Source organism: Hyphomicrobiales bacterium (assembly GCA_039989895.1).
GTDB lineage: Bacteria > Pseudomonadota > Alphaproteobacteria > Rhizobiales > JACESI01 > JACESI01.
In genome coordinates, this window is sequence record JBDXGY010000005.1 from 215,347 (window position 1) to 230,441 (window position 15,095).

At 46.4% G+C, this 15,095-nt stretch carries 10 protein-coding genes; 6 read left to right on the forward strand and 4 right to left on the reverse strand.

What is annotated here, in order from left to right:
* Positions 1-196: 196 nt before the first annotated feature.
* Complete coding sequence (gene nudC / locus ABJ081_05875) at positions 197-1,129, forward strand: NAD(+) diphosphatase (protein ID MEP6356192.1); 933 nt, start codon at positions 197-199, stop codon at positions 1,127-1,129.
* Positions 1,130-1,184: 55 nt separating this feature from the next.
* Here the strand turns inward: nudC and ABJ081_05880 are convergent, their stop codons facing one another.
* The 4 genes from ABJ081_05880 to ABJ081_05895 form a co-directional block, all read right to left on the reverse strand.
* Positions 1,185-1,688 carry a pilus assembly protein N-terminal domain-containing protein gene (locus ABJ081_05880; GenBank protein ID MEP6356193.1) on the reverse strand — a complete coding sequence of 168 codons (504 nt, stop codon included), beginning with the start codon at positions 1,686-1,688 and terminating at the stop codon, positions 1,185-1,187.
* Between the two features lie 144 nt (positions 1,689-1,832).
* On the reverse strand, positions 1,833-2,594 hold the full coding sequence (locus tag ABJ081_05885) for a TIGR02186 family protein (GenBank protein ID MEP6356194.1): 762 nt from the start codon (positions 2,592-2,594) through the stop codon (positions 1,833-1,835).
* Positions 2,595-2,629: 35 nt separating this feature from the next.
* Entirely contained in the window at positions 2,630-3,565 is a 936-nt protein-coding gene (locus ABJ081_05890; protein ID MEP6356195.1) for a sulfite exporter TauE/SafE family protein, read from the reverse strand.
* A 192-nt stretch (positions 3,566-3,757) separates the two neighbouring features.
* On the reverse strand, positions 3,758-7,909 hold the full coding sequence (locus ABJ081_05895; protein MEP6356196.1) for a peptidoglycan-binding protein: 4,152 nt from the start codon (positions 7,907-7,909) through the stop codon (positions 3,758-3,760).
* Positions 7,910-8,334: 425 nt separating this feature from the next.
* On the opposite strand from ABJ081_05895, the gene ABJ081_05900 reads away from it, so the two are divergent.
* The 5 genes from ABJ081_05900 to ABJ081_05920 all read left to right on the forward strand — a co-directional run bounded on the left by ABJ081_05900 (position 8,335) and on the right by ABJ081_05920 (position 14,928).
* On the forward strand, positions 8,335-8,715 hold the full coding sequence (locus ABJ081_05900) for a MerR family DNA-binding transcriptional regulator (protein ID MEP6356197.1): 381 nt from the start codon (positions 8,335-8,337) through the stop codon (positions 8,713-8,715).
* Between the two features lie 325 nt (positions 8,716-9,040).
* Positions 9,041-10,828 carry an acyl-CoA dehydrogenase C-terminal domain-containing protein gene (locus ABJ081_05905; protein MEP6356198.1) on the forward strand — a complete coding sequence of 596 codons (1,788 nt, stop codon included), beginning with the start codon at positions 9,041-9,043 and terminating at the stop codon, positions 10,826-10,828.
* A gap of 11 nt (positions 10,829-10,839) precedes the next feature.
* Positions 10,840-12,048 (forward strand): acetyl-CoA C-acetyltransferase, encoded by a 1,209-nt coding sequence (locus tag ABJ081_05910; GenBank protein MEP6356199.1) that lies wholly within the window; start codon positions 10,840-10,842, stop codon positions 12,046-12,048.
* 14 nt (positions 12,049-12,062) lie between these two features.
* Positions 12,063-14,288: an FAD-dependent oxidoreductase gene (locus ABJ081_05915; protein MEP6356200.1), complete on the forward strand. Its 2,226-nt coding sequence runs from the start codon at positions 12,063-12,065 to the stop codon at positions 14,286-14,288.
* Between the two features lie 25 nt (positions 14,289-14,313).
* Entirely contained in the window at positions 14,314-14,928 is a 615-nt protein-coding gene (locus ABJ081_05920) for a 2-hydroxychromene-2-carboxylate isomerase (GenBank protein MEP6356201.1), read from the forward strand.
* The last annotated feature ends 167 nt before the right edge of the window (positions 14,929-15,095 follow it).

Sequence of the window (15,095 nt, forward strand, 5' to 3'; positions counted from 1 at the left end):
TGTTGTTACGTTAATTCAATGACATCTGTTTGAGCAGCATCCAAAAACAACAACATGACCAGCACAATTTCAGCAACAAGATGAAGCGTTTTTCCATTTCACCAAAGGTGAATAATCCAGCATAAGACATGATCACTTGACCAGACTATCCGCTTATTGCTTGCGCCACACCATTTAGCAATTAAACTGCGACAACATGACATATGACTATACCCTGCCGACTAACGACCTGAGCAGCCTGAACGGATTTTCTGGTAACACCCTCAATCGACTTGGTGAGCAGCGTGAAATATTAGATATATCTGCGCTGCATCGTGATAACCGCAGCCGTTATTATGTTTTAAGCGAACAACGCCAGCTGATAAAAAGCACCAATCCTTTCGACGCTTTGTTCACGCGTGATGAGGTCCTGACCTTAAATGGTCATCCTGATGAAGCATATCTTTTAGGGTGTCGTGAAGATGGTACAGCTGAATTTGCTTTGAGCGTTGAGCGCCAAGAAGCCTATCCAGACCAAATCGAAGCGGTTGATTTGCGCACTCTCACCCGCGCCGGTATTCTTTATGGCGAAAGATTGGGGGCAATCGCCCAAGCTCGATCCTTGGTTTTATGGCATGAAACGTATCAGTATTGCAGCAAATGTGGCACTAAGACCCATGTTACACAAGCCGCTTACGCGCGCCACTGCAGCGTTTGTGAGGTAAACCATTTCCCTCGCACTGATCCTGTTGTCATCATGCTTGCCGTTGATGGAGATAGCTGCCTTTTAGGACGCAGCCCATCCTTTCCAGAAAAGATGGTGTCCTGTCTCGCAGGCTTTATTGAAGTTGGTGAAACCGCAGAAGAAGCTGTGAGGCGCGAACTTTTTGAAGAATCCGGCATCAAAACCCATCGCGTTCGATATCATTCAAGTCAGCCATGGCCCTTCCCTTCATCCTTGATGATAGGGTTTTATGCAGAGGCGATATCAACTGACATCAAAACCGATGATGAACTTGACATGTGTCGTTGGTTTACGCGGGAAGAAACAGCAAGCATTTTGACAAAAGAACATGAAGAAGGATTTTGGTCGCCACCACAAATGGCCATTGCCCATCAGCTAATGAAAGGTTTTGTCGAGGGCAAATAAAAAGGACCGCTTAATGCGGCCCTTTTATTTGATGATTATGTGATTGGTAAGAATTTTATTGTGCAGAGTCGCCGTTAGCAAAACCATTTCTTTGTTGGACTTGCTGACGAACGCTGCCAAACGCATCTTCATTGTCGCCAAGCGCTAGTGAGCGCTCGCAGTTTGGCGAACAGCTGAAAGTTTCGCGATCTGTACGGCGATAAACGGTTACAGCATTGACGCGCTCACCTTGCACGGTCAAAAGCGCATCAGCAATCGGCTCACCGTCTTTGTCGAGAATAATCATATTTGTCACGCCAAAGCTTTTGCCCGTGATCACTAAAGTCTGGCTGTCTTGCACAGTTGCATCCGCAATGCCTGGATTGCCAATAATGACAGTCGCTGCTGGTCGCGATACCCGCATAACTTTGGCATGATCAACAGTGACGTTAATTGTTTCTTTGGCTGATGCATCATCAACCCCAGTAAATCCTGTAACCATAAGGCCGATTGCCAAAATAGCCACGCCAAAACATTTACTAGGAGAAAAACGGCCAGTTGAGTTTAAATTTAAATTCATGGTTACATCATCCATATTCGAGAATATTGAATGGATAGTATGAACCTACATGGTAAATGAAAGATTTATTTTAAGGAAATATCAAAATGATATTCAATGTTGCAATATATGATCTGATGACTCTAAGTCCACAACCAAGCGATATTAGCTACGTCTGAAAATCACACTCGATAGCCAACCAGTGACTATGGCAAGTATCACGCAGAATATGCCATAGAGATAGCCATAATCATATGAGAAATCGAACATTAACTGCTCAAAACCAGTTTTGGTGATCTCAACGATATGACTGGAATCTGAAACCAATTCACCCTCAACAAAAAGATAGCTTTTAACCGTGTGATTGCCAACCGGAATGAGCGCAGGTATTTTGAAACGAGCACGGAATAAGTTATCTCCTAGAAAGTTAATCCCTGTTCCTTGCCAAAAAAGACCATCAGCCTTTTTCAAGCGGACAACCGCGGTTCTAAAGTCTTGCGGTGCTGTGGAAACTGTTTTGTTTTCAGAATTACCAAAAGATGTATGATTCAATCCAATTTTGAGTGCACTCAATGATTCATTCAATGCGTTTTCATCTTGGGGTTTTGACGTCATCATCAAATAAGAACTTGGGATCATTTCGAAGCCGACGCTATCGTTATTAACCCATATGCCCCCTGTGCGAGCTTTCTTTCGCACGACACCTTCTTCAGTGGGGCCTTCAATTACGACAACAATATCGTAGTCACTAATCATACCTTCTTTATCTTGAGTTTTAGTCAAGCGTTGGAGGTTATTAATTGTGCCGAATACAAGGAGTTCTGAACCGTTAAAGTCGGATGTAATATAAATCGTTTCATTTGATAAACCTGTGATCAGCTCTTGTGCGGTCGCTGAAAATGGCAAGATAGTGATTGCAAATGCCATAAAGGCGTATCTCAAATAATACTTGAAGCACTGCATTACCCGTGTCCTCCAAAACCAATTGAGAATAATTCTGAAGGTGTAACGACCAAATCATAAGCAAGACGAGCGCAAACGATTAAGACAATCAGTGCAAGCAGAGCACGCAATTGCTCGCCTTTGAGCTTTTGACCAGCCTGCGCCCCAAATTGCGCTCCGATGACCCCGCCGACCATTAATATAAAGGCCAGCATTACATCCACAGTATGATTAGCACCAGCCTGTGCAATGGTTGTGAACATAGTCACGAACATGATTTGAAACAACGATGTGCCAATGACGACATTTGTTGGAACACGCAACAGATAAATCATCGCTGGCACCATAATAAATCCACCACCAACACCCATGATAGAAGCAAGCACACCAACAAGCCCGCCAATCATCAAAACAGGGATGGCACTAATATAAAGCTTGGAGCGTTTGAAGCGCATTTTAAAGGGTAGGCCATGAATCCAATTATGCTGCCCTGGCATTTTGGTTGCGATTACTTTTCCTGATTTAGCGGCAGTTGCTGCCCGGCGCATAAAGCCAACACTCTCGTAAAGCATCAAGCTGCCAATCCCGCCCAAAAAGCCGACATAGGCAATAGAAATAATCAAATCAAGTTGGCCGATCTGACGCAAAAAACCAAATAGGATAACACCGAAAAACGATCCTATAATACCACCCACCAACAACAGGCCGCCGAGTTTAAAATCAATACTTTTTCGACGGAAGTGAACAAGCGCACCGGAAAAAGAGGACGCAACGATCTGGTTTGCCTCCGTGGCAACAGCCACAGCAGGTGGAATACCTGAAAAAATCAAAAGCGGTGTCATCAAAAAACCACCGCCCACGCCAAACATGCCAGACAAAAATCCTACAGCAGCGCCCATGCCCAAAAAAATGAACACATTCACGGGCAGTTCAGCAATTGGCAGATATAGGAACACGGATAATATCTTCTAAGAGAGAAAAACAAACCTTATGCAATTAAGGCTCATAAATACCCGCTTCTTCTTTAAGTCAATATGGTTGACCCCATAACATCGAAGATCATGGTTGAAACATAAAGAAAAGCCTTCAAGTTTGGAATTTTTTTCTCAAAAATGAGACTAAAACGAATTTTGCAAGGCTCAATGGAATCAAATTTTCTGTGCTTTTAGAATATCGAGAAGCTTTTGATTAATCTTACCAGTTTGAGGTATGCCAAGCTCATATTCAAAAGAGCGAACAGCTTCTTTAGTGCGCTTACCTATTATCCCATCGGGCTGGCCTGTATTAAAGCCCAAACCACTCAATAGTTGTTGAGCTTCTTTTACCAAAGGTGAAGAGCGAGGTATATTTGGTTGTTCTTTATGAAGAACGGCTGCGCCTATTTCAGTGCCATCGCGCCAAAAACTTGGTGGCGGCGTCACGATATTGGCAGAAGCAATCCATTCTGTTTTTTTCCAGATGGCGCTCTCTTTTTTAACCGCTTCCAATTGGTCAGGCCTTAAAGCCTTGGCAACGTCATCACGTTTTTCAACGGCGTCAGAGTCGCCGCCTTTGGCCACAATATCAAACCATTTATAAGCCTGTGGCAGGCTCACATTCACTCCAAGGCCGCGAACATATAAAATGCCGAGGTTAAATTGGCTATCTTTGATGCCGTATGCGGCACCACGCTCAAACCATTTAAAGGCTTCTTGAAAATCCACCTCGCCAAAAGCGCCTTCTGTATAAAGGACGGCAATATTATGCATGGCCAGTGCATTTCCATTATCAGATGCACGCATATACCAGCGGCGTGCTTCATTCACATCCTTGCTAAGGCCTATGCCCTCTTCATAAAGTGTTCCCAGGCGGTATTGGGCAACGGCATTTTGTTTTTCGGCCGCTTGTCTATACCAAAAAGCTGATTTTTGAATATCACGCTGGAAAATATCACCTTTACCATAACGACGGGCAACCTCAATGAAAGCTGATGAATCACCAGCAATCAATGCATCGGCAAGTTTTGCTGAAATTCCTTCATCAGGCAATTCTTCAAGAGCCTTCTTTAAGACTGGGTCTAAGGGTGGCTCGGCTGCTAAATCTTGATTGGGTGAAATAGCTTGCGTTGTGGTGCCATCAATACCGGAAGCTCCTAAGTCCAAAGAAGCTATATCGCCAATAGCTCTGTCATTTTCAAGCGAGGTATGAACTTCTAATTCTGATATATCTTCGGAGATAACCGGTGCACTAGGTAGCGCTGGCAGTTCGGGCACTTGTTTTGTTGTATTAATTGATGGAACTGAAATGGCTGACTGGCTGGACGAAACATTTTCGCTCACTGCAGGGCCTCCAGAAAGGCTTGCGATCAATTCTTTTGCCGGCTTTTGTACGACAAAATATCCTGCACCAATCAAAGCCACAGCCAATAGGCCTGCCAAAATCTTTACACGAGAACTCTTCGCGGGAGTCTCGCTCAACAACTCTTCATTTATATCTTCCAAGCCACTTAAGTCTTTTTCTACGTTTGGCTCAGCCGCAATAGTGGGCATTGGTGCTTTATGAGACTTACTTTCTTCTGCTTCAGGGCTTGGTTTTTCCTGCTTGGTCTTTTTGCCTACCGCATTGATGCGCTCACGGATGGAGGATAGAGTTGAGCGGGCTTCAGATTGTTCTTCCTGCTCTTTCAAGACAACTTGTTCACTAGCTGCAAGCTGGGCCGCACGCCGAGCCGCTAGGATGAAGTCTGATTTTGATTTTTTAGCATCATCCAACTCTGGTTCAATAGGATCAGAAGCATCTAGCCCTACGATTTCCTTCGCGTCACTCGCTTCATGAACATATTTAACCTGAGTATCTTCTCCAAGTACTACTGGCTTGAGTTCTGGTTTGCCTTCACCAGGTTTAAGCGGCACATCATCTGCACTTGGCTCAATAAGTTTTTCATCAGGGTGACGCGCTTTAACATGTGCACGCATACGCTCCATGATCACTTCATCATTCGTCATAGAATAAGAAGAGGATTTTTCATCCATCTGTTTCGTTGCAGCGCCATCATCAATAGGTGATGGTGAAGACACGCTTCTTTTGTCGTGCAGCTCTTCTTTTGGCGGCTCAACTTTTGCCACCTTTAGCGATTCCTGCTTATTGTCTTCAATTTCATTAAGGCGGGAAACGACATCTTCGATTTTTTGTTGAACAGATACAAATGAGGACTCAGTCTGAGAGGAGAGAGTCTCCGTAGAACTTTGTAAACTCTTGATGCCATCCAACAAGCCGTCAATATCCATATCAGGAAGAGCATCTCCCCCACTCGTTTGAGGAGCCTCTTTGCTGATTTTTTCTATGGCTTGCCGTGCAATATTTTCCAATGAGCTTTGCTGAGATTCCGACATCATGTAAAGCTTCGATATGGCATCATCAATATGATTCACCATGATCGAGCTTTCATTAGCAAAGCTTTTAGTGACCTGCTTTACCAACCCGTCAAGACCGTTTTTCAGTGCATCATCAGTGACGCCACCCTTGACCGGAGGGGGTGCCACAACTTTCAAGCGTTCGACCAGATGATCCGCAAGTCCGCCTAGTTCATTTTTTAACTCTTGTGACGTCAATTCACCAGCAGACCGTTCACCGGATTTGATAGCGTCGCTCAAGCGTGCGCCAAGCGTATCAAGTTCTTCTTTTAATTCTTTGTTCGTAACGGCATCTATGATCATAGCAGACGTCGCTCCGGTGGAGCGAGCCACATCCGTGCTTGCTTGTTCAAGACGTTTTGCTGCACCAACTAGGCGCTCTTCCATGCCAACCATTTGCTGGGTGAGATCTTGATTAGGACTGCGCGAGTGTTGAAGTTGTTCTAGCTTTTGTGCGGCTGTGACAACTTTATCTTCTATCCCGTCAACCTTACCCGTGATCGCGCTCATTGCCTGATCAATATGATTGCGCAAATCAGCTATGCGATTTTCAAGATCAGCTGATGCTGCAGCGGGGGCGCCATTGTTGTCACTCAATTGTGCGACAATATCATCCCGTAATGTCTTCAAGCTGTTTTCAAGATGGCCAACAACTCTATCACCGGCTTCACGGGTGTGAGTAGAATTCTTGTCGCCGATAGCCAAAAGACCATCGGAAATGCGACTGATTTCACGAACCATTGTGTCTGTGTGTTCAGGCAGTTTGGTTAAGTCAGGTGACTTAAGAAGGAACTCAGCAATACGATTGATGTCTGCTTCCAACGTTTCAAGCTTGGTGCCATCCAAATTATTAGCAACCGTGTTTTGCATTGTTTGAAGCAAATCACGTAGACGGCCAATCTCCGCCATTGTCTCAGTATTACCACCATCAACTATATCTTTACGTAGAAGCGCAAATTCAGCTGTAAGTTTTTTGAGGTCATTTATGTTTGGTGTTCCATGCTGCAGTTCTTCTAGTTTTTGGACAAGCCCTAAAAAATGCTGGTTTGCGTCATCTGAACTTACCATGTCATGGATATTTTTATTGTTCTGTTGATCGGCTATCGTCTTCATAGTCAGGTTTAATGCTTTTCGGCCTTGAGAATTTGAGGATTTACGACGCGATGTATTGTGTTTTCTATTTGGTCCTGAAGAGACCTTATCGCGTGCTGGCATTGTCAAATCGGGCATCGGGGCGTGTTCAAAATTATTTAGATGCGATTCTAAACCAGCAAGCTGCTGTTCAATTCTTGCCAAGCGAACATTGTTTTCAGAATTAGCCACAGGTTGTTGCTCTTCGTGTCTTTGTGGATTGTTAGATGATTGAGTGTGCGTTTCATTAAGCTTTTTTTCTAAGCGCTCGATCATTGTCAGCATTTCTGTCAAGCGATCAGCAGATGGGTCGTGATGACCACGCGAGGTGGATTGTGGTCTTGGGGAAGACTGTTGGTCTTGGGTGCGTACGCGGGCGCGGATGCCTTCAATAAGAATGCGGGCATCTTCATCATAATTTCGACCAATGTTTTCAGCCGCCTGATGTATAGCGTGATTTAAGGTGCCCGTTTGAGGTGGCTGAGCATAGCGACGTTTACTTTCGAAATCTTGTGCTGTTTCCAGTGCTTTAACTCGGTTAGCCAAACTTTCGAGAACGGCATCTTTGGTTTGCATAAGCGACGCTTCTTGAGGTGCCGGCTGCGTATTGTGCTGAGGACGGTTTGCAGGGTTGCTTTGTTCCAAAATAATATCATGAAGCCAGTCTTCTAAACTCTTGCCGGCCATATAAGCAGCCTCTTCGGCGCGGAGCTCGAGGTCTATTTCGGCGTTATGATATGTAGGATTATGATAAGCCGAAGCTTGCCTATCTCTCACGATTGTCTCCTGCAAGTGCCCGAAACCATGCTTTAGTAAGCAAAATGGACGTACGAATCACTTTTCTGGCGATTCCAACGAAACTTACTTTTCGTCAATCGTGGTAAACGTAGGGTTAACAAAATTGCGTTCCTCTTAAAGAAGAAGCATTGTGTCGCGCCCCAAATGAAGATTATTTTTAAAATATTATCAGTATCAGATTTAAAGATCAGCCATATGCCCTTTACGGAAGGTGCGAAATTCTATAGCTATTCTGGAAATATCTCGCATGACACTCACAATGTTAATTATGCTTTTGAAAATTAATTACAGTGATGGAAATGATAAATAGTCTTTTCACAATCACGCGGATAAAAACAATATGAAGCTAATGAGCATTGACGCGTGACACTGGTAAATCGTGACTTGCCTCAAGGAGTAAAAGAATGGCATTTACAATTGGCGATCTCGCCAAGGAATTTGACGTCAGTCTTAGAACATTACGTTTTTATGAAGACAAGAACTTACTCAACCCGCGCCGTAAAGGTGTAACACGGATATACAGCCGACGTGACCGTGCAAGATTAAAACTCGTTCTCATGGGAAAGAGTGTTGGTTTTTCTCTAACTGAAATCAAAGAGATGTTGGACCTTTATGATCTGAAAGATGGTCAATCAGTTCAATTAAAAGTCTCTTTAAAGCGCTTCAATGAGCAAATTGATCTTCTGCAAAAACAAAAAGAGGATGTTGAGCAAGCAATTGATGAGCTCACCCGAACGGTTAGCATCGTCGAAGGCATGTTGATTGAAAAAGAAGCTCAGTCGTAATCAGAGCGATATATAATTAGATTCTGTGAGGCTCAATTATTAATGAATGCTGGCTAAGGAGTCTCCAGGAGACTTTATGCAAGTTACAAGTATCAAAGTAGAATAATTTACCTTTTTCATCTGCCGTCATCGCATTGGATGCACACGCGGATAAAATTTACTATGCCTCCTCTTCCCAGAATTAAAAAAATGTGCGTCACTCGTATAAAAGTGCTTGAGAGGCGACCAAGCCGCCGTTGAATATTATTTTATCTTGTAGTTTTAATATAAATGATTACATTACGTTTACGTAAGAGTAAGCATAAAAAATCTAAGGGAGAAACAAATGCCAACCTACCAGGCCCCCGTGGAAGACACCCTTTTTATTCTAAACGATGTCCTGAAAATGGAGCGTTATAATAATTTGCCAGGATTTGAAGAGGCAACGCCTGATATGGTTGAGGCAATTCTTCAAGAAACAGGGCGTTTTTGTGAAGAAGTTCTCCAGCCTCTCAATCAAGTTGGCGATCATGAAGGCTGTACGCGCCTTGATGATGGTTCAGTCACAACACCCACTGGCTTTAAGGAAGCTTTTCATCAGTTTGCTGAGCTTGGGCTTGTTGGCATGTCCTGCGATGCCAATTATGGCGGACAAGGCCTTCCTTATATTCTCAATGCAGCAGCCAACGAATATGTCTCGGCTGCCAATATGGCGTGGGGCATGTATCCGGGCCTGACACAAGGCGCGATTGCCGCTATTCAGGTTCATGCCAATGATGAGCTTAAGCAACAATATCTACCGAATATGATTGCTGGTCAGTGGACCGGCACCATGAATTTGACCGAGCCGCATTGCGGCACAGACCTTGGCCTCATCAAATCCAAAGCCGTGCCACAACCCGACGGCAGCTTCAAAATCTCTGGTCAGAAAATTTTCATCTCTGCCGGTGAACAAGACATCACAGAAAATATTATTCATCTGGTTCTCGCCCGTATCGAAGGCGCACCGGAAGGCATTAAGGGCATTTCGCTTTTCATCGTGCCAAAGTTCATGGTGGGCGAAGATGGCTCCATCGGCGAGCGCAATCCGGTAACTTGTGGTTCAATCGAAGAAAAGATGGGCATTCACGGCAACTCAACCTGTGTCATGAACTATGATGAAGCCACGGGCTATATGATTGGCGAAGAGCACAAAGGCATGCGCGCCATGTTCACTATGATGAATGAGGCGCGGCTTGGTGTTGGCATACAGGGGCTTTCGCAGTCTGAGGCGGCCTATCAAAACGCCGTTGTTTACGCCAATGACCGCCTTCAGGGCCGCTCACTGACCGGCGATAAAAATCCTGAGCTAAAAGCGGATCCCTTGATGGTGCATCCTGATGTACGTCGCACGCTCCTGCGCATCAAAGCCTTTAATGAAGCTGCCCGTGCATTGATGTTATTGACCGCGCTGAAAAGCGATATTGCTCATCGTGCTGATGATGAAAAAACCCGCACCGAGGCTGATGATTTCATGGGTCTTTTGACACCCGTCATCAAAGGCGTGATGACCGATGTGGGCTTCGATAATGCTGTTGCAGCCCAACAAATGTACGGCGGCCACGGCTATATCACCGAATGGGGCATGGAACAATTTGTTCGTGATGCGCGCATTGCGATGATTTATGAAGGCGCCAATGGCGTTCAAGCACTTGATCTGGTTGGTCGCAAACTGCCGAGAGGTGGTGGCAAAGCTGTGATGGCCTTCTTTGGCGAAGTCGAAGGCTTCTTGAAAGAACACGCCGACAATGAAGACATGGCGCCTTATATCGCTCCGCTCAAAAAGGGCCTCGGCGATCTTCAGGCAGCGACCATGTGGTTCATGCAAAATGCCATGGAAAACCCAGATAATGCAGGTGCAGGCTCAACAGATTATATGCATCTGTTTGGCACAGTGGCGCTTGGATACATGTGGGCGCAAATGGCGAAGGTGGCACTTGAAAAAGCGGCAAGTGACGACAAACCATTTTATCAAAATAAACTGATTACCGGAAAATTTTTCATGGAGCGCATGATGCCGGAAACCGCTGTTCGCCTTGCACGTATTTCCACAGGGTCCGAGACCATGATGGCGATGCCCGCTGATCAATTTTAAGGAGAAAACCAATGGCTGAAGCATTTGTCTATGACCATGTGCGCACACCGCGCGGTCGCGGTAAAAAAGACGGCTCGCTGCATGAGGTGACGGCAGTTAGTCTTGCCAAAACCGCCCTTGAAGCGGTGCGCGATCGAAGCGAACTTGATACGACACAGATCGATGACGTGGTGCTTGGCTGCGTTGATCCGGTTGGTGAAGCGGGTGGCGACATTGCACGCGCTGCGGTTTTTGCAGCAGGCTATGACAAGCGTGTTCCAGGCATGCAAATCAATCGCTTTTGCGCGTCCGGCCTTGATGCTGTGAACATGGGTGCCAGCCAGATTATGTCAGGCCAGCACGATATGGTGGTTTCAGGTGGTGTGGAGAGCATGTCGCGCGTTGGGCTTGGTGCCTCAGGTGGCGCTTGGCCAGTTGACCCCATGGTCGCCCTTCCCTCTTACTTCATGCCGCAAGGGGTTTCAGCAGATTTGATTGCCACGAAATACGGCTTCTCCCGCGATGATTGCGATGCTTATGCGGTTGAAAGCCAAAAGCGTGCCTGTTCCAGTTGGGATGCAGGCAATTTTGATAAATCCGTTGTCAAAGTGAAAGACATCAATGGCCTTACCATTTTGAACACGGATGAACACCGTCGTGAAGGCACCAACATGCAGTCCCTCGCAGCCCTTAATGCTTCTTTCGAAATGATGGGTAATATGGGCGGATTCAACTCTGTTGGCATTCAAGCGCATCCTGAAATTGAAGCGGTCAATCATGTTCACCACGCGGGTAATTCATCCGGCATCGTCGATGGTGCGGCGGCTGTTCTTCTTGGCTCCAAACGGGCAGGTAAAAAAGCAGGCCTCACACCGCGCGCACGCATCAAAGCCTTTGCCAATATAGGCTCTGAACCAGCACTGATGCTGACAGGCCCAGTTGATGTGACCGAGAAACTTTTGAAAAACGCACGCATGTCGATTGATGACATTGATCTTTTTGAGGTGAATGAGGCTTTTGCCTCTGTTGTGCTGCGCTTTATGCAGGCTTTTGACGTGGACCATAGCAAAGTCAATGTGGCAGGCGGCGCAATTGCGCTTGGTCACCCGCTGGGCGCTACGGGGGCCATGATCCTTGGCACCGTAATTGACGAACTTGAACGCCGTGATCTCAATACCGCTCTCGTGACACTGTGCATTGGCGCTGGCATGGGTACCGCAACCATCATTGAACGGGTTTAAGAGGGAGACACAAAATGACCTATAAAAACTTTACCCTCGATATAGACGCAGACGGCATTGCGCTTCTGACATGGGACATGGCTGATAAGTCGATGAATGTCATCGATGAGAGCGTCATGGATGAAATCGCGACTTTCACGGCTGAGATTAAAGCCAATGAGAAAATCAAAGGCGCGGTTATTGCCTCGGGCAAAAAGGACAGTTTTTCCGGTGGTGCTGATCTTTCCATGTTGGAAGGATCGCTCAAAAACTATCATCAGGCAAAAGCGAAGGATGAAGAGGCGGCCACAAAAATGCTCTTTGAAGGGGCATCTCGATTAGGCCAGCTTTATCGTGATCTGGAGACCTGTGGCAAGCCGGTGGTTTGTGCCATCAATGGTACTTGCATGGGTGGCGCGCTTGAACTCGCTCTTTCATGCCATGCCCGCGTGGCGTCTGACCATGATAAATTACGTCTTGCGCTTCCAGAAGTTCAAGTCGGCCTTCTGCCTGGTGCGGGCGGTACACAGCGGGTTGCCCGCCTTGCCAAAGACATGCAGGCCGGTTTGCAAATGCTGATACAAGGACAGCGCCTCAAAGCCTTGAAGGCGAAAGCCATGGGTTTGATTAATGAAGTGGTGCCAGCTGAAGAACTTGTTGCAAGCGCCAAACAGATGATCAAGGACGGCTTGGTTGATCCTGTCGCGCCGTGGGACAAAAAAGGCTTTAGAGCCCCTAGCGGCAAGGTCTATTCACCTGCCGGCATGCAACTTTGGCCTGCGGCCAATGGTATTTTGCGCCAGCAAACGGCAATGAATTATCCAGCCGCACAATATATTCTGTCCTGTGTCTACGAAGGCTCGCAAGTGCCCATCGATACGGGTCTGCGTATTGAAGCGCGATATTTCACGGCTGCGATGAAATCACCGCAGGCAGGCAATATGATTCGCTCGTTATTCCTCTCCAAAGGAGAGCTTGAAAAAGGCGCGCGCCGCCCTGAAGGGGTGCCAAAAACAAAAATCAAGAAGGTGGGTGTTATCGGCGCAGGCTTCATGGGCGCAGGCATTGCTTATGTGAGCGCAAAAGCAGGCATCAATGTTGTCCTGATTGACCAGAAACAAGAGGCCGCGGATAAGGGCAAAGAGCATTCCGATGCCTTGATGACCAAACAAGTAAGCCGTGGCAGAGCGAAGGCAGAAGACAAGCAAGAGCTGCTCGATCATATCTTAGCCACGACAGACTATAATGAACTGGCCGATTGCGACCTCGTGATTGAGGCCGTATTTGAAGACCGCGAGGTCAAACGCAAAGTGACGGAAGCAGTAGAGGCCGTTATCAAACCGACCTGCATTTACGCCTCCAATACATCAACTTTACCTATTACCGGTTTGGCAGAAGCATCCAAACGACCGAAAAACTTTATCGGCGTCCACTTCTTTTCACCAGTCGATAAAATGCTGCTGGTCGAGCTTATCATGGGTAAGAAAACCGGTGACCCAGCCCTCGCCCTCGCGCTTGATTATGTGCGCCGCATTAGAAAAACGCCGATTGTCGTGAATGACACCCGTGGTTTTTATGCAAACCGTTGTGTTTTGAATTATGTTCGCGAAGGTCATTTGATGCTGACAGAGGGCATTCCCGCAGCGATGATTGAAAATGTTGCAAAAATGGCTGGCATGCCTGTTGGACCGCTTTCATTAAACGATGAAATCGCGATTGATCTGGCTCAAAAAATCATGAAAGCAACGGTCAAAGACTTGGGCGAGAAAGCGGTTGATCCCGTGTTGATGACCCTTGTTGATGACATGGTTGATAAACACGGCAGACTTGGCCGTAAGAACGGTAAAGGCTTTTACGACTATCCACCTAAACCCGCCAAAAAACATCTATGGCACGGCCTAGCAGATATGTATGAGCAGGTGGCTGATGTAGATGCGCTTGATGTACAGGAATTGAAAGACCGCATGTTGGTGGCGCAAGCGCTGGAAGCAGCGCGGGTGTTTGAAGAAGGCGTCTTAACCGATGTTCGCGAGGCAGATGTCGGCTCAATTCTCGGCTTTGGTTTTGCGCCTTGGTCGGGCGGCACTTTGTCTTATATCGACATGATGGGCACGCCAGCTTTTCTTGCGCTTTGTAAAAAACTACAAAAGAAACACGGCGCCCGTTTCAAGCCAAATAAATTGATCATCGAGATGGCTGCGAGAGATGAGAAATTCTATCACCGCTTCAATCCAAAAGGAGATGCGAAAAAAGCCGCTTAGGTGATTGCATTAAGGAACTAAACTTATGGCTGTTATCGATTATTATTTCTACTCGGCGTCGCCTTTCACCTATCTTGGTCATGAAGCCATTCAAGCGGTCGCAGACAAACATGGTTGCGAACTTAATTTCAAACCTGTTGATCTTTTCGCAATTTGGGCAGAATCTGGTGCTGTACCACCCGCCAAACGCCCCCCTGTGCGCCAGCGCATGCGACTTGTCGAACTCCAGCGCCTTGCACTGCATCGCGACTTACCGATCAATCATCAGCCTAAATTCTTCCCGGTGGATGCAACACTTGCCGATTGTTCGATCTTAGCTGTTTTGGACTCTGGTGCCGATGCACGTTCTTATATGGCGAGTGTTTTCCAAGCTGTTTGGGTGAATGAGCTTAATATTGCCGATGAAGCGACACTCACAGGTTTGTTAAGCGATAGTGGCCATGATGCCTCGGCTATTATCGAAGCGTCAAAAAATCCTGCAATAACGGCCAAACGAGTTCAAAATGCCCAAGATGCGATTGCCGCAGATTCACCGGGCGTCCCTGCCTATGTATTGAATGGTGAGTGTTTTTGGGGCCAAGATAGGGTCGAGCTTTTGGATGAGGCCTTGACCAGCGGGCGGGCACCTTTCAAACCGTAAATTGCGGTATTTATAGAAATAATGGCGCGTTTGATTATTTTGGCAGCTTTGTCAGGTGACACGCTGGAAAATTGCTTTATAAGATTTTGTGCACTCGGTGGCAATTGGGGGAGTGTTTGAACGGTCGGACTCTGTATGGAGAATGATACTTATAAAGTATCAAAATG